The sequence below is a fragment of the Streptomyces sp. NPDC056169 genome, assembly GCF_042268445.1.
GTDB lineage: Bacteria > Actinomycetota > Actinomycetes > Streptomycetales > Streptomycetaceae > Streptomyces.
The window spans coordinates 56657-71257 of record NZ_JBHJUO010000023.1; the positions used below are offsets into that span (position 1 = coordinate 56657).

General features: G+C 72.1%; 14 protein-coding genes. 9 read left to right on the forward strand and 5 right to left on the reverse strand.

Going from position 1 to position 14601, the window contains the following annotated elements:
• The first annotated feature begins 23 nt into the window (after positions 1-23).
• The 4 genes from ACFC0G_RS32620 to ACFC0G_RS32635 all read left to right on the forward strand — a co-directional run bounded on the left by ACFC0G_RS32620 (position 24) and on the right by ACFC0G_RS32635 (position 2915).
• A complete protein-coding gene (locus ACFC0G_RS32620; protein WP_376410353.1) occupies positions 24-452 on the forward strand; it encodes a ribonuclease domain-containing protein in 429 nt (142 codons plus the stop codon).
• A complete protein-coding gene (locus ACFC0G_RS32625) occupies positions 449-781 on the forward strand; it encodes a barstar family protein (RefSeq protein WP_376410355.1) in 333 nt (110 codons plus the stop codon). Before ACFC0G_RS32620 ends, ACFC0G_RS32625 begins: the two co-directional genes overlap by 4 nt.
• Before the next feature lie 105 nt (positions 782-886).
• Complete coding sequence (locus ACFC0G_RS32630; protein WP_376410358.1) at positions 887-2329, forward strand: GuaB1 family IMP dehydrogenase-related protein; 1443 nt, start codon at positions 887-889, stop codon at positions 2327-2329.
• 76 nt (positions 2330-2405) lie between these two features.
• Positions 2406-2915 (forward strand): GNAT family N-acetyltransferase, encoded by a 510-nt coding sequence (locus tag ACFC0G_RS32635; protein WP_376410361.1) that lies wholly within the window; start codon positions 2406-2408, stop codon positions 2913-2915.
• Here the strand turns inward: ACFC0G_RS32635 and ACFC0G_RS32640 are convergent.
• Positions 2887-3900, reverse strand: coding sequence for a GDSL-type esterase/lipase family protein (locus ACFC0G_RS32640; RefSeq protein ID WP_376410364.1), 1014 nt, complete (start codon positions 3898-3900; stop codon positions 2887-2889). The genes ACFC0G_RS32635 and ACFC0G_RS32640 overlap by 29 nt on opposite strands.
• Positions 3901-4255: 355 nt before the next feature.
• Here ACFC0G_RS32640 and ACFC0G_RS32645 point away from each other — a divergent pair, with 355 nt between their 5' ends.
• Together ACFC0G_RS32645 and ACFC0G_RS32650 are read left to right on the forward strand one after the other, a co-directional pair.
• Entirely contained in the window at positions 4256-5719 is a 1464-nt protein-coding gene (locus tag ACFC0G_RS32645; RefSeq protein ID WP_376410367.1) for an amino acid permease, read from the forward strand.
• A 10-nt stretch (positions 5720-5729) separates the two neighbouring features.
• Complete coding sequence (locus ACFC0G_RS32650; RefSeq protein ID WP_015032260.1) at positions 5730-6185, forward strand: Lrp/AsnC family transcriptional regulator; 456 nt, start codon at positions 5730-5732, stop codon at positions 6183-6185.
• A gap of 142 nt (positions 6186-6327) precedes the next feature.
• On the opposite strand, the gene ACFC0G_RS32655 is transcribed toward ACFC0G_RS32650, so the two are convergent.
• Positions 6328-6891 (reverse strand): Repetin, encoded by a 564-nt coding sequence (locus ACFC0G_RS32655; RefSeq protein WP_376410370.1) that lies wholly within the window; start codon positions 6889-6891, stop codon positions 6328-6330.
• Positions 6892-7185: 294 nt separating this feature from the next.
• Between ACFC0G_RS32655 and ACFC0G_RS32660 the strand changes: the two genes are divergently transcribed.
• Both ACFC0G_RS32660 and ACFC0G_RS32665 read left to right on the forward strand, forming a co-directional pair.
• A complete protein-coding gene (locus ACFC0G_RS32660; RefSeq protein ID WP_376410373.1) occupies positions 7186-7992 on the forward strand; it encodes a carbon-nitrogen hydrolase family protein in 807 nt (268 codons plus the stop codon).
• Between the two features lie 61 nt (positions 7993-8053).
• Complete coding sequence (locus ACFC0G_RS32665) at positions 8054-9751, forward strand: NAD(P)/FAD-dependent oxidoreductase (protein ID WP_314613831.1); 1698 nt, start codon at positions 8054-8056, stop codon at positions 9749-9751.
• Positions 9752-9763: 12 nt separating this feature from the next.
• Here the strand turns inward: ACFC0G_RS32665 and ACFC0G_RS32670 are convergent, their stop codons facing one another.
• The 3 genes from ACFC0G_RS32670 to ACFC0G_RS32680 all read right to left on the reverse strand — a co-directional run bounded on the left by ACFC0G_RS32670 (position 9764) and on the right by ACFC0G_RS32680 (position 13329).
• Positions 9764-10483 (reverse strand): DUF5995 family protein, encoded by a 720-nt coding sequence (locus tag ACFC0G_RS32670; protein ID WP_376410377.1) that lies wholly within the window; start codon positions 10481-10483, stop codon positions 9764-9766.
• A 73-nt stretch (positions 10484-10556) separates the two neighbouring features.
• Positions 10557-11984 carry a uracil-xanthine permease family protein gene (locus tag ACFC0G_RS32675; RefSeq protein WP_376410380.1) on the reverse strand — a complete coding sequence of 476 codons (1428 nt, stop codon included), beginning with the start codon at positions 11982-11984 and terminating at the stop codon, positions 10557-10559.
• Between the two features lie 121 nt (positions 11985-12105).
• Positions 12106-13329, reverse strand: a complete 1224-nt coding sequence (locus ACFC0G_RS32680) for an MFS transporter (RefSeq protein WP_376410383.1) — start codon at positions 13327-13329, stop codon at positions 12106-12108.
• Between the two features lie 105 nt (positions 13330-13434).
• On the opposite strand from ACFC0G_RS32680, the gene ACFC0G_RS32685 reads away from it, so the two are divergent.
• On the forward strand, positions 13435-14577 hold the full coding sequence (locus ACFC0G_RS32685) for an ROK family transcriptional regulator (protein ID WP_376410386.1): 1143 nt from the start codon (positions 13435-13437) through the stop codon (positions 14575-14577).
• The last annotated feature ends 24 nt before the right edge of the window (positions 14578-14601 follow it).

Genomic DNA, 14601 nt, shown 5'->3' on the forward strand with positions numbered 1-14601 from the left:
TCCCGCAACGGTATGTTCGGGACATGTTGCTCCGGCCCCTTCGCGTGCTCCTCGCGCTCGTCCTGTGCGTCTTCCTGGCCGGGTGCTCCTCCGCGAGCGACACGGTCTCCACGGGGTCGACCGCCGCGGCCCCCGCGGGCACCGCGCCGGCCGCCGAGGCCACCGGGACCTCGGGGCTGTCCACCGTACGAGCCGCCGACCTGCCGCCCGAGGCGCGCAGGACCCTCGACCTCATCGCGCGCGGCGGCCCCTACCCGTACGCCAAGGACGGCGCCGTCTTCTCGAACTTCGAGCGGAACCTGCCCCGTGAGGCCCGCGGCTACTACCGCGAGTACACCGTGAAGACCCCCGGCGAGCGCGACCGCGGGGCGCGCCGGATCGTCACCGGGCGGGGCGGCGAGATCTACTGGACCGACGACCACTACGAGACCTTCCGGGAGGTGCGCGGATGAGACTCGCCGACGCCGTCGTCCTCGACCTGGCCGGGGTCACGGACAAGGCCGCCCTCATGGACCGGTGCGCCGTGGTCCTGGAGCTGCCCGCGTGGTTCGGCCGGAACTGGGACGCCCTGGCCGACTGCCTCACCGATCTCCCCGAGCCCGTCGCGCTCGTCGTCACCGGCTGGCAGGGATACGCCACGGTGCGCCCCCACGAGTGGCGGACCGCTCAGGACGTCTTCGCCACAGCGGTCGACGAGCGCCCCACCCACCTCTCCGTCCTCCTCGCCCTGGGCGAAGGCTTCGTAGGATCCGACGAAGCACCTCCCGCAAGCCTCGGATGAATCGACCGGGGCTGGTATTCGTACTGGCGTGGGAGAATGAACTACGTGCTTTTTCCCCTGGCTGAAATGCCTAGGGGCCGATCCGAACGACTGGGATGTCAGCACGTGCGTTTCCTCAATGACGTCAAGCCGCCCTACGACCTGACGTACGACGATGTGTTCATGGTGCCGAGCCGCTCGGCCGTCGGTTCCCGCCAGGCGGTGGACCTCTCCTCGCCGGACGGAACCGGGACGACGATCCCGCTGGTCGTCGCCAACATGACCGCCATCGCCGGCCGTCGCATGGCCGAGACCGTCGCCCGGCGCGGCGGCCTGGTCGTCATCCCCCAGGACATCCCGATCGAGGTCGTCACCGACGTCATCTCGTGGGTCAAGAGCCGTCACCACGTGCTCGACACCCCGATCGTCCTGGAGCCCCACCAGACCGTCGCCGACGCGCTCTCCCTGCTGCCGAAGCGGGCCCACGGCGCCGGCGTCGTCGTCGACGAGCACCGCCGCCCGATCGGTGTCGTCACCGACGCCGACCTGTCCGGCGTGGACCGCTTCACCCAGCTGTCCGAGGTCATGTCGAAGGACCTGCTCCTCATCGACGCCGACATCGAGCCGCGCGAGGCGTTCAACACGCTGGACCAGGCCAACCGCCGCTACGCCCCGGCCGTCGACAAGGACGGCAAGCTGGTCGGCATCCTGACCCGCAAGGGCGCGCTCCGCGCGACCCTGTACACGCCGGCCACCGACGCCCAGGGCAAGCTGCGCATCGCCGCCGCCGTCGGCATCAACGGCGACTTCACCGGCAAGGCCAAGCAGCTCCTCGACGCGGGCGTGGACACGCTCGTCATCGACACGGCGCACGGCCACCAGGAGTCGATGATCGCCGCGATCAAGGCCGTCCGGGCGCTCGACCCGCAGGTCCCGATCGTCGCGGGCAACATCGTCGCCGCCGAGGGCGTCAAGGACCTCATCGAGGCGGGCGCCGACATCATCAAGGTCGGCGTCGGCCCCGGCGCCATGTGCACCACCCGCATGATGACCGGCGTCGGCCGGCCGCAGTTCTCCGCCGTCCTGGAGTGCGCCGCCGAGGCGAAGAAGTACGGCAAGCACGTCTGGGCCGACGGTGGCGTCCGGCACCCGCGCGACGTCGCCATGGCGCTCGCCGCCGGCGCGTCGAACGTCATGATCGGCTCCTGGTTCGCCGGGACGTACGAGTCCCCGGGCGACCTCCAGCAGGACGCCAACGGCCGGCTCTACAAGGAGTCGTTCGGCATGGCCTCCGCCCGCGCCGTCAAGAACCGCACGAGCGAGGAGTCCTCCTACGACCGCGCCCGCAAGGCGCTGTTCGAGGAGGGCATCTCCACCTCCCGCATGTTCCTCGACCCGAGCCGTCCGGGCGTCGAGGACCTGATCGACTCGATCATCGCGGGCGTCCGCTCCTCCTGCACTTACGCCGGTGCGGGCTCGCTCGCCGAGTTCGAGGAGAAGTCCGTGGTCGGCATCCAGTCCGCCGCCGGCTACGCCGAGGGCAAGCCGCTGCACGCCAGCTGGAGCTAGTACCTCTCGTTCGTCACGCCGTGGGCCCCCGGGAAAATCCTCCCGGGGGCCCACGGCGTTCCCGTACCGTCGGCGCATGGAGATCAGGCCCTGCCGCGCCGCCGACGTGCCCCTGCTCGACCGTCACCTCCCCACCCCCGGGGCGCCGAGCCGGCACGCCGACCGGTTCGCGCGCCAGGAGACCGGGGCCGGGACGTACCTCGTCGCCTGGCGGGACGGTGTGCCGGTGGGCAACGGGCTGGTGCGCTGGGACGGTTGCGCCGCGCCCGAGGTACGGGCCGTTCTCGGCGACTGCCCCGAGCTCAACGGCCTGGACGTATGGCCCGCGGAGCTCCGCGGACAGGGCATCGGGACGGCCCTGATCCACGCGCCCGAGGAGCTGGTGCGGGAGCGCGGCGGGGCGGCGCTGGGCCTCGGCGTGGGCGATGACAACCCGCGGGCGGCGGCGCTGTACGCGCGGCTCGGCTACGAACCCGTCGTCACGTACACCGACCGGTGGACCCGGACGGACGAGGAGGGCCGCACGCACGCGCACGCGGACGGCGGCACGTTCGTGGTCAGGTCCCTGGGGGTACGGGGCGGCTGACCGGCAGGTGGGGGAGCAGGGCCTCCGCCACCGCCGCCGCGATCCGGGCGTGCCCCCGGTCGTTCGGGTGCAGCCCGTCCGCCAGGTGCTCGGGGCCGAGCAGGGAGCGCCCCGGGAGGACCAGGAGCCGTCGGTCGCCCTCGGCAGCCAGGTCGCGGCCCGCGCGCTCCATGGCCCTGCGGAGCTCCGTGAGGGTCGCTCCGAGGGCGTTGCGGGTGTGCTCGGCCTCCGGGCGCAGGACGGGCGAGACGATCAGCAGCGGGACGGCCGGATGGCCGTGGCGGACCAGGCCGACGAACGCCCGCACGGTCGCGTACAGCCAGTCGGCCGTCGCCGGCACCCGGGACCAGCAGTTGGTGCCGAAGGCGAGGGTGACCACCTCGCCCGGGAGCCGTGCGAGGTGCTCGGCCAGCGGGAGCTCGCCGCGCGCCCCGCCCGCGTACCCCAGATTGACCGGGTCGAGTCCGAGCAGCCGCCCCGCCGTGGCGGGCCAGGAGTGCGCGGGACGGGTCGCCCACCAGCCCTCGGTGATCGAGTCGCCGTGGACGAGCCAGCGGGGCCGGACCGGGGCGGGGGAGAGGCGGCCGCCGACGGCCCGCAGGGCGAGCGGGAGCGGTGACTGGCCCTCGGGGAGGTGGACGGTGAAGACACCGCCGCACGGGGGCAGCGGGAGGCTGACCGTGCCCTCCGGCGCCGGGACGGCGCAGGTCTCGCCCACGAGCCGCCGGCCCTGCCAGAGAGCGAAGCAGTGGCGCAGCGCGGCGAGCGGGTCGTCCGGCTCCGGGACGGCCGCCCGGTAGCGCAGCTCCACCGCGCGCGTCCCGGGCTCCGCCGTGAACTCGACGCGTACGCCGATGGGCAGCGCGGCCCTCTCCGCGATGTCCCACGGGAGCCGCTCCAGATCGGCCGGGTCCGCCCGCACCGGCCGGTCCCCGTCGAGCCAGGCCGTGCCGCGCAGGAAGGGCGCCGGGGCGAGCCAGCCCACCGAGGTCTCCGATCGTGGGATTGCGGGGGGCTCGCAGCGTGGGTCATCGGGCACGAGGAGTCAAGGCACGTGCACGCGCGCGTGCGGAGCGTCGTCGGGGACCCCAATGTGCCGATTCATGCAGGGGCGCGCAATGTTTCCCCGTCTGCGCCGCGAGCGCGCAATGATCATCCGGCAGTGCGCAACAACCCTGCATTACGAGTGCGAACCTCGGCCCCTTAGGCTCGTGCCCCGTACCAGGAGTGGCGGCGACCGCCTGCTCGGCGGTTCCCCTCCCTCGTGGGCTTGCTTCGGCGTGCCCACGGGCCGCCGTGGTCGTCCCACCGCCTACAGGCAGCGATAAGGAGCCTCCGCAGTGCTGGACCACGGCGCAGCCCCACCGGTCGTCGACACGACCACCCCCAAGACCTCCGCGCTCAGCGCACTCACCCGGCGCAAGCCGGTGGAACGCCTGGTCATGGAGGGTGGGCAGGGTGAGGGCGGCAGCCTCCGCCGTTCCCTCTCCATGTGGCAGCTGACCATGATCAGCATCGGTGCCACGCTCGGCACCGGCATCTTCGTCGTCCTCGGCGACGCCGCCCCCAAGGCCGGCCCCGCCGTGACGATCTCCTTCGTGATCGCGGGCCTGACCGCGCTCTTCTCCGCCCTGTCCTACGCGGAGCTGGCCGGATCGGTGCCCGTCTCCGGATCCTCGTACTCGTATGCGTACGCAACGATGGGTGAGCTCGTCGCCTGGGTCTGCGGCTGGTGCCTGGTCCTGGAGTACGGCGTTTCCGTCGCGGCGGTCGCCGTCGGCTGGGGCGAGTACCTCAACGAACTCCTCGACGGCACCCTGGGGTTCACCATCCCCGAACAGGTCTCGTCCCCGATGGGCGAGGGCGGCTTCATCAACCTGCCCGCGCTGGTCGTCGTGCTGCTCGCCATGGTGTTCCTGATGCGCGGCGCCAAGGAGAGCGCCCGGATCAACTCGATCATGGTCGCGGTGAAGATCGTCACCCTGCTGCTCTTCATCGGCATCGGCTTCCTGGGCATCAAGGGCGGCAACTACACGCCCCTCGCCCCGCTCGGCATCACGGGCATCAGCGCCGGCGCCGCCACCCTCTTCTTCTCGTACATCGGCTTCGACGCCGCCTCCACCGCCGGTGAGGAGGCCAAGAATCCCAAGCGCGACCTGCCCCGCGCGATCATGCTCTCGCTGCTGATCGTCACCGTGCTCTACGTCCTCGTCGCCTTCGTCGCCGTCGGCGCCATGCCGTGGCAGGACTTCGGGTCCACCGAGGCCGCGCTCGCCCAGATCATGACCGACGTCTCGGGGCACACCTTCTGGGGTGTCGTCCTCGCCGCCGGCGCCGTCGTCGCCATCGCCTCCGTCGTCTTCGCCGTCCTCTACGGCCAGACCCGCATCCTCTTCGCCATGTCGCGCGACGGGCTCGTCCCCAGGGTCTTCGCCAAGGTCGAGGCCAAGTCCGGCGCCCCCCGCGTCAACGTGGTGATCGTCTCCCTCTTCTGCGGCACCCTCGCGGCCTTCATCCCGCTCGGCAAGCTCGCCGACGCCACCAGCATCGGCACGCTCTTCGCCTTCGGCCTCGTCAACGTCGCCGTCGTCATCCTGCGCAGGACCCGCCCCGACCTGCCGCGCACCTTCAAGGTCGCGCTCTTCCCGATCACGCCGATCCTCGGCCTGCTCGCCTGCGGCTACATGATGTTCAGTCTGGACACCGCCACGTGGATCGTCTTCGGTGGCTGGATGGTGGCCGGCCTCGTGTTCTACTTCCTGTACGGCATGCGCCGCTCCCGACTGGCCACATCAGAGAAGTGATCCACCCGCAGTGCGACTGAACGACCTCGACGAACGCATCGTCCACGCCCTCGCGGAAGACGCCCGCCGCAGCTACGCCGACATCGGCTCGCTCGTCGGCCTCTCGGCGCCCGCCGTGAAACGGCGCGTGGACCGGCTCAGGGCCGAGGGCGCCATCACCGGATTCACCGTACGGGTGGACCCGGCGGCGCTCGGCTGGGAGACCGAGGGCTTCGTCGAGATCTACTGCCGCCACAACACCTCGCCGGACGACATCCGGCGAGGTCTGGAGCGGTACCCCGAGGTGGTGTCCGCGTCGACCGTCACCGGTGACGCGGACGCCGTCGTCCAGGTCTTCGCCTCGGACATGCGCCACTTCGAGCGCGTCCTGGAGCGGATCGCGGGCGAGCCCTTCGTGGAGCGCACCAAGTCCGTCCTGGTGCTCTCGCCGCTGCTGCGGCGCTTCTCCTCGGGCTCGCCCGCGTAGTCCTGCGTAGTCCCTCGTACTCCCTCGTACTCCCTCGTGGTCCCGCGCAGTCCTGCGCGGGACTGCGGGGCACGGGCGGTCGGGGCGGTGCGGGCCGTGGTTCCCGCACCGCCCCTCGCCCGCCCACCCCCGTGGGGCGGGTCTACTCGGTCGGGTAGTCGAGCTGCCAGGGCAGCACCTTGAAGTCACCGGTGCCCGGCTGCACCTTCTCGAAGGGGGCGGAGCTCAGGCACGGCGGAACCTCCAGGTTCGTGTCGCGCCCGATCCAGCTGTAGCCCAGACGGTCGCGCTTCCCGTTGTCGTGCACCGAGATCCCGACGCGCTTGTTCCGGAAGGCGTCCACGTCGGTCTCGGTCACGACGCCCGTCACCACGGCCACCTTGCCGCCCGTGGTGAGGCAGTCGACCTTGGCCACCGCGTAGCCGCCCTTCCCGTCCTTGTAGTGGCTGAACCGGAAGGTGCCCGTCGCGGCCTGCGGATCCTTGTTGTCCTTCGCCGCCAGATGCGCGTCGAAGGAGAACGTGATGTCGTCGCCGGCCGGCCGGTACAGCTTCGCGGTGCCGGTCAGCGCGGCGGCCTCCTTGACGGTGGCCGCGACCGAGGCCGCGGCCGGGGCGGGAGCGTCGTCCGCCGCGGCGATACCCCCGGCTCCCAGGGTGAGCAGAACGGCGGCGGCGACGGCGACGGTCTTCGTACGACGGTTCATGGTCTTTCCCGGTCCTTTCGGCAGGTCGTCCGGCAGGTCTTCCGGACGAGGACCACTCTTCCGCGCAGGCCGCGCCACGGCGTCGAGCCGCAGGACGGTTCCCGTCTCCGCCGCGCGGCGGGGGAGCCGTACGACCCCCCGGCGGAGCCGTACGCAACGAATCGCCACGCGGGGCGTGGATCGCGCAATGGTTCGACGGTCGGTCCGCAACGCTCCCGCCTTGTCCGAACAGAGCGCGAAACCGTACCGTTTTTGACGTCTTCCCCTTGTACTCCGACCCCCCGAGGATCGCCCATGCCCGCGCTGCGCACCGCCCTGCTCCAGAGCTCCGGCGAGCTCGGTGACGTGGCCGCCAACCTCAAGATCCTCGACGAGGCCGCCGCCCGTGCCGCGGCCGCCGGAGCGGGCCTGCTGCTCGCCCCCGAGCTGTTCCTCACCGGCTACGCCATCGGCGCCGACATCGCGCGCCTGGCCGAGCCGGCCGACGGCCCCTCCGCCCGCGCCGTCGCGGCGATCGCCGTGCGCCACGGCCTCGCCGTCGGCTACGGCTACCCGGAGCGGGACACCGAGCGGCACGGGGTCCTCTACAACTCCGCGCAGCTCATCGGCGCCGACGGCGCCCCCCTCGCGCACTACCGCAAGACCCACCTCTTCGGCGACTTCGAGCTGACCTGGTTCACCCCCGGTGACCAGGCCGTCGTCCAGGCGGAGATCGACGGCCTCACCGTCGGCATGATGATCTGCTACGACGTCGAGTTCCCCGAGAACGTACGGGCGCACGCGCTGGCCGGTACGGACCTCCTCCTCGTCCCGACCGCGCTGATGCACCCCGCCGAGATCGTGCCCCTGTCCGTGGTCCCGGTCCGCGCCTTCGAGAACCAGCTCTACCTCGCGTACGCCAACCGGACCGGCCCCGAGGGCGCCTTCGAGTTCGTCGGCCTCTCCGCCCTGGCCGGCCCCGACGGCACCGCCCGGGCCCGCGCCGGGCGCGGCGAGGAACTCGTCATCGGCGACGTCGACCCCGACTTCCTGGCGGCCTCCCGCGCGGAGAACCCCTACCTCCGCGACCGGCGCCCGGGCCTCTACGGCCCCCTCGTCTGAGCCCGCCCGCCCCCGCCTTCCCGACCTGCCTCATCTTTTCCGTGCAAGGAGTCCGTACCCCATGACGTCCACGGTGCCCACGACCGCCGTCCCCCACAGCGACGGCCAGCCGCCGATCACGATGTTCGGCCCGGACTTCCCGTACGCGTACGACGACTTCCTGGCCCACCCGGCCGGGCTCGGCCAGATACCGGCCACCGAGCACGGCACCGAGGTCGCCGTCATCGGCGGCGGTCTCTCCGGCATCATCGCCGCGTACGAGCTCATGAAGATGGGCCTCAAGCCCGTCGTCTACGAGGCCGACCAGATCGGCGGCCGACTGCGCACGGTCGGCTTCGAGGGCACCGCCACCGAGGGCCTGACCGCGGAGATGGGTGCCATGCGCTTCCCGCCGTCCTCGACCGCGCTCCAGCACTACATCGACCTCGTCGGCCTGGAGACCACGCCCTTCCCGAACCCGCTGGCCGAGTCGACCCCGTCGACCGTCGTCGACCTCAAGGGCGAGTCGCACTACGCCACCACCGTCGACGACCTGCCGCAGGTCTACCGCGACGTGATGAACGCGTGGAACGCCTGCCTGGACGAGGGCGCCGACTTCTCCGACATGAACCAGGCCATGCGCGAGCGCGACGTCCCGCGCATCCGCGAGATCTGGTCGAAGCTCGTCGAGAAGCTCGACAACCAGACCTTCTACGGCTTCCTCTGCGAGTCGGAGTCCTTCAAGTCCTTCCGGCACCGCGAGATCTTCGGCCAGGTCGGCTTCGGCACCGGCGGCTGGGACACCGACTTCCCCAACTCCATCCTGGAGATCCTCCGCGTCGTCTACACCGAGGCGGACGACCACCACCGGGGCATCGTGGGCGGCTCGCAGCAGCTGCCGCTGCGCCTGTGGGAGCGCGAGCCGCAGAAGATCGTCCACTGGGCGCCGGGCACGTCGCTCAGCTCCCTGCACGAGGGCGCCCCGAAGCCGGCCGTGACCCGGCTGAACCGGACCGCCGGCAACCGGATCACGGTCACCGACGCCTCCGGCGACATCCGTACGTACCCGGCGGCGATCTTCACCGCCCAGTCCTGGATGCTGCTCTCCAAGATCGCCTGCGACGACTCGCTCTTCCCGATCGACCACTGGACGGCGATCGAGCGCACCCACTACATGGAGAGCTCCAAGCTCTTCGTCCCTGTCGACCGGCCGTTCTGGCTGGACAAGGACGAGGAGACCGGCCGCGACGTCATGTCGATGACGCTGACCGACCGGATGACCCGCGGCACGTACCTCCTCGACGACGGCCCGGACAAGCCGGCCACCATCTGCCTCTCGTACACCTGGTGCGACGACAGCCTGAAGTGGCTGCCGCTCTCCGCCAACGAGCGGATGGAGGTCATGCTGAAGTCGCTCGGCGAGATCTACCCGAAGGTCGACATCCGGAAGCACATCATCGGCAACCCGGTGACGGTCTCCTGGGAGAACGAGCCCTACTTCATGGGCGCCTTCAAGGCGAACCTGCCGGGCCACTACCGCTACCAGCGCCGCCTGTTCACGCACTTCATGCAGGACCGGCTGCCCGAGGACAAGCGGGGCATCTTCCTCGCGGGCGACGACATCTCCTGGACGGCCGGCTGGGCCGAGGGCGCGGTGCAGACGGCTCTCAACGCGGTGTGGGGCGTGATGCACCACTTCGGCGGCGGCACCGACGCCACCAACCCGGGTCCGGGCGACGTCTACGAGGAGATCGCCCCGGTCGAGCTGCCGGAGGACTGATCCCCGTACGGGTCAGGGCCTGGTGAGCGGCGTGAGCAGCATCCGCCCCACCAGGCCGACCGACCGGTCGAGGCGTTCCGTGAACTCCCCGGCCAGCTCGGGCAGCCCGCGCAGCTGCCAGAGCGAGCGTGCCGACAGCCAGGCCCCGTCGCGGGCCCGGTCCAGGCTCCAGCAGCCGAGCAGATGCGTCAGCGGGTCCGCGATCTCCAGGAGGTCCGGGCCCGGCATCAGTTCCTCCCGGATGCGCTCCTCCAGGAGGACGAGGATGTCGCCGACCCGGTCGAACTCGTCCTCCAGGTCCGTCGGCGCGCACTCCAGGATCCGGCACGCGTCGACCACCGCGAGCGGCAGGTCGTGGCCGACGTGGGCGTTGATCCCGGCGAGCGCGAACTGCAGCGGGCGTACGCCGGGGTGGCGCCGGTAGTGGAACAGCGGCCGCCAGCAGGCGGGCGCCGGGCCGCCGCCGGCGACGGAGTCGACCGCCGCGAGATAGCGCTCGGCGAAGCGCACGTCGAGGGTGGAGGCGGCCTTGCGGTCGGCGAAGGTACCCGCCTCGATGGCGCGGCCGATCTCCTCGGTGACCGTCAGATAGACCCGGTTGAAGACGGCGACCCCGTCGGCGGGATGCCAGGCGGAGCGGAGTGACCGCATCCGGTCCACCACGGGGTCGACCGCCGAGAACGGCCCGATGTCCTGCCTGATGTCCTGCCCGACCTGCTGGGTCTGCGCCATGGGGGCAGGCTTCCAGCCGCCGGGCCCGGAGGGAACTCCCCGGGGCCCGGCTTACCCAGAACGGGCGAATCACTCAGTTCTTCGGTGCCGGCTCCACGCCCGGGGTGCTCTCGTCCGAGGTCCGACCCGGGGTGCCCTCGTACGAGCTCGTGCCCGAGTCCAGGAGCGGTTCCTGCTGCTTGAGGTGGGGCGGGGCGAAGGCCCGCAGCACGTGGTAGCCGGTGATGACGACGATCGTGCCGAGCGCGATGCCGCCCAGCTCGAAGGTGTCCGTGAAGGTGAGCTTCACGCCGCCGACGCCGATGATGATGCCGGCCGCGGCCGGGACCAGATTGAGAGGGTTGCGCAGGTCGACCTTGGCGTTGATCCAGATCTGGGCGCCGAGCAGGCCGATCATGCCGTACAGGATCACGGTGATGCCGCCGAGGACACCGCCGGGGATGGCGGCGACGATCGCGCCGAACTTCGGGCAGAGGCCGAAGAGGAGGGCGAAGCCGGCCGCGGCCCAGTAGGCGGCGGTCGAGTAGACCCGGGTGGCGGCCATGACGCCGATGTTCTCGGAGTACGTGGTGTTCGGCGGGCCGCCCACGGCGGTCGACAGCACCGAGGCGGCGCCGTCGGCGGCGATCGCGGTGCCGAGCTTGTCGTCCAGGTTGTCGCCGGTCATCTCGCCGACGGCCTTGACGTGGCCGGCGTTCTCGGCGATCAGCGCGATGACCACGGGCAGCGCGACCAGGATCGCGGACCACTCGAAGCTCGGTCCGTGGAAGGTCGGCAGGCCGATCCAGTCGGCCTTCGACACGCCGGAGAGGTCGAGCCGCCAGTGGTCGGTGACCTGGCCGCTCGGGGACATCGAGTGGATCTTGCCGAAGACGAGGTCGAAGATCCAGGAGATGGCGTAGCCGAAGATCAGGCCGAGGAAGATCGCGATCCGCGACCAGAAGCCGCGCAGGCAGACCACGGCCAGACCGGTGAACAGCATCACGAGCAGCGCCGTCCACTGGTCCTGCGGCCAGTACGTCGACGCGGTGACCGGGGCCAGGTTGAAGCCGATCAGCATGACGACGGCGCCGGTCACGATCGGGGGCATCGCCGCGTGGATGATCCGCGCGCCGAACTTCCGTACGGCCAGACCGGCCAGGAAGAGCACCGCGCCGACGACGAGGACCGCGCCGGTCACGGTGGCGCTGGTGCCGCCCGAGGCCCGGATCGCGGCGGCGACGCCGACGAAGGAGAGCGAGCAGCCGAGGTAGGACGGGACGGTGCCGCGGGTCGCGAGGAGGAAGATCGCGGTCGCGACACCGGACATCATGATCGCGAGGTTCGGGTCCAGGCCCATCAGGACCGGGGCGACGAAGGACGCCCCGAACATGGCGACGACGTGCTGGGCGCCGAGCCCGACGGTGCGAGGCCAGGAGAGCCGCTCGTCCGGCCGGACGACGGCCCCGGGAGCGGGTGTTCTCCCGTCGCCGTGCAGGGTCCAGCGCACGCCGAGGTTCATGAGGTCGCTCCCGTTCCGAGGTTTCCGGCGGCCGTGTCATGACCGCAAAAGATCAGCCACATGGTATGCGCCGCGGCTCGCCGGAACCGCGCTCCGTCGTCGGTACGGAGCGGACCGGCGGTTACGCGACCGGGCCGGAGCTCTTCGCGGGGGCGCCGTCCGCCCTGGCCGACGCCGCCGCCTCGCGCGCGCCGGGCCGCAGGACGCCCGCGCCGAGCACGAGACCCAGGGCCAGCAGCGTGACCAGCCCGAAGGAGAAGACGAGGGAGGTCGCGTCGGCGATGCCGCCGATCGCCGAGGGGGCGATGAGGCCCGAGGTGTACGTGATGGTGGCGACGCCCGCGATGGCCTGGCTGGGGTTCGGGCCGCTGCGGGCCGCGGCGGCGAAGGCGAGCGGGACGACGACGGCGACACCGAGTCCGATGAGACCGAATCCGGCCATCGCGACGGCGGCGTGCGGGGCGAGGACGACCATGAGCCCGCCGAGGGTGGCGACGGCGCCCCCGGCCCGTACCGTACGGACCGCGCCGAAGCGGTCCACGACGCGGTCGCCGGTCAGCCGGGCCACGGCCATCGTCAGCGCGAAGGCGGTCGTCGAGGCGGCCGCGAGCCCGGCCGAGGTGCCCAGCTCGTCCCGGAGGTAGACGGCCGACCAGTCGAGGCTGGCGCCCTCCGCGAACACCGCGCAGAAGCCGATGGCGCCGATGATCAGCGCGGCCTTCGGCGGCAGCGAGAACCGCGGCGGTGCCTCCTCGTCCTGCGTGCTGTGGACGTCGAGGACGCCCTGGCAGCAGACCAGGCCGAGCGCGGTGAGGGTCAGGGCCGCGATCAGGTGGTGGATCCGGGCGTCGCCGCCCAGGTGGGCCGCGACCGTGCCGGCGGCCGAGCCGAGCAGCGCGCCCGCGCTCCACATGCCGTGCAGGCTCGACATGATGGACTTGCCGAGCCGGTTCTCGGTCTCGACGCCGAGCGCGTTCATCGCCACGTCGGACATGCCCGCCGTCGCGCCGTACACGAAGAGCGCGCCGCACAGCCCCCAGATGTTCGGGGCCAGCGAGGGCAGGGTCAGCGACAGCGTCCACAGGGAGAGCAGGCCGCGCAGGGCCGTGCGGGCGCCGAAGCGGTGGCTGATGGCGCCGGCCAGCGGCATCGCGACGGAGGCGCCGAGCGCGGGGAACGCGAGCGCGAGCCCGAGCTGGCCGGCGCTGACGCTCGCGTGCTCCTGGATCCACGGGATGCGGGTCGCGAAGCTGCCGGTCACCGCGCCGTGGACGCAGAAGACCGCGGCGACGGCGAAGCGCGCCCGCCGCAGACGCTCGGTGCTGAAGACGGTCGGCGCCGCCATGTGCCCTCCCTGTGTCGTGGTGTGGCGGTAAACTATCAGGGACCCTGCCTGATAAATAGTGTCCAGGGGAGTCCGCACGGGAAACGAGTCTGAGAGGATCGCCGCATGGCCGCATCCCCGAGCACCGCCCGAGCCATCAACGACCGGCTCGCCCTGCGACTGCTCCAGGACGAGGGCCCGTTGACGGCCACGCAGCTCAAGACGCTCACCGGACTCTCCCGCCCGACCGTCGCCGACCTCGTCGAGCGGCTCCGGGAGTCCGGGCTCGTCCACGTCGTGGGGGAGTCCGGGGCGGAGCGCCGCGGACCCAACGCCAAGCTGTACGGGATCGTGGCCGACCGCGCGCACCTCGCCGCGCTCGACGTGCGCACCCGCTCCGTCTCCGTCACCGTCTCCGACCTGCTCGGCACCACCCTCGCCGAGGCCACCGTGCCCGTCGGCGACGACAGCGGGACCGGCCCGGCCGTCGACAAGGCGGTCACGCTCCTGGAGCGCACCGCGAAGGAGGCCGGCGTCGACCGGCTGCACACCGTGGCCGTCGGCGCCCCCGGCCTCATCGACCCGGCCACCGGCGAGCTGCGCGACTCCTCGGGACTGCCCGCCTGGCACCGGCATCTCATCGGCGTCCTCCAGGAACGGCTCCCCGCCCAGGTCCTCGTCGAGAACGAGACCAACCTCGCCGCCGTCGCCGAGCTCCGCGCGGGCGCCGCCCGCGACCGGGACGACTTCGTCCTGCTCTGGCTCGGCCAGGGCGTCGGCGCGTCCGTGGTCCTGGACGGCCGGCTGCGCCGCGGGGCCTCGGGCGGCGCGGGCGAGATCGGCTTCCTGCCCGTGCCGGGCACCTCCGGGCTCCCCTCGGCCACCGGCTGCGACGGCGGCTTCCACGAGCTGGCCTGCACGGCCGCGGTCGAGCAGCTGGCCGCCGCCCACGGACTCGACCCGGCCGAGGCGCTCGCCTCGGGCCACGGCCCCTTCCTGGACGCGCTGGCCCGCCGCCTGGCCGTCGGCGCGGCGGCCGTCGCCTCCGTCCTGGATCCCGGCTGCGTCGTCCTCGGGGGAGAGACGGGCCATCAGGGCGGCCCCGAACTCGCGGCCCGGGTGGAGGCGGAACTGGCGGCCCTCTCCCCGCTCCGCACGGAGGTCCGCCCGACGGCGCTCGGTGACGCGGCCGTACTGCGCGGCGCGCTCCTCCTGGCCCGCGACGCGGCCCAGGACGCGCTCTTCGGCCCGCCGGCCACGGGGCTCTGACCCGGGTGTCCCGGGCGCCTCAGG

Excerpts from the sequence above, each read along its gene's own strand:
- ACFC0G_RS32620 (WP_376410353.1), top strand. The coding sequence starts at position 24 with ATGTTGCTCCGGCCCCTTCGCGTGCTCCTCGCGCTCGTCCTGTGCGTC.
- ACFC0G_RS32625 (WP_376410355.1), top strand. The coding sequence starts at position 449 with ATGAGACTCGCCGACGCCGTCGTCCTCGACCTGGCCGGGGTCACGGAC.
- ACFC0G_RS32635 (WP_376410361.1), top strand. The coding sequence starts at position 2,406 with ATGGAGATCAGGCCCTGCCGCGCCGCCGACGTGCCCCTGCTCGACCGT.
- ACFC0G_RS32655 (WP_376410370.1), bottom strand. The coding sequence starts at position 6,891 with ATGAACCGTCGTACGAAGACCGTCGCCGTCGCCGCCGCCGTTCTGCTC.
- ACFC0G_RS32660 (WP_376410373.1), top strand. The coding sequence starts at position 7,186 with ATGCCCGCGCTGCGCACCGCCCTGCTCCAGAGCTCCGGCGAGCTCGGT.
- ACFC0G_RS32665 (WP_314613831.1), top strand. The coding sequence starts at position 8,054 with ATGACGTCCACGGTGCCCACGACCGCCGTCCCCCACAGCGACGGCCAG.
- ACFC0G_RS32670 (WP_376410377.1), bottom strand. The coding sequence starts at position 10,483 with ATGGCGCAGACCCAGCAGGTCGGGCAGGACATCAGGCAGGACATCGGG.
- ACFC0G_RS32675 (WP_376410380.1), bottom strand. The coding sequence starts at position 11,984 with ATGAACCTCGGCGTGCGCTGGACCCTGCACGGCGACGGGAGAACACCC.
- ACFC0G_RS32680 (WP_376410383.1), bottom strand. The coding sequence starts at position 13,329 with ATGGCGGCGCCGACCGTCTTCAGCACCGAGCGTCTGCGGCGGGCGCGC.
- ACFC0G_RS32685 (WP_376410386.1), top strand. The coding sequence starts at position 13,435 with ATGGCCGCATCCCCGAGCACCGCCCGAGCCATCAACGACCGGCTCGCC.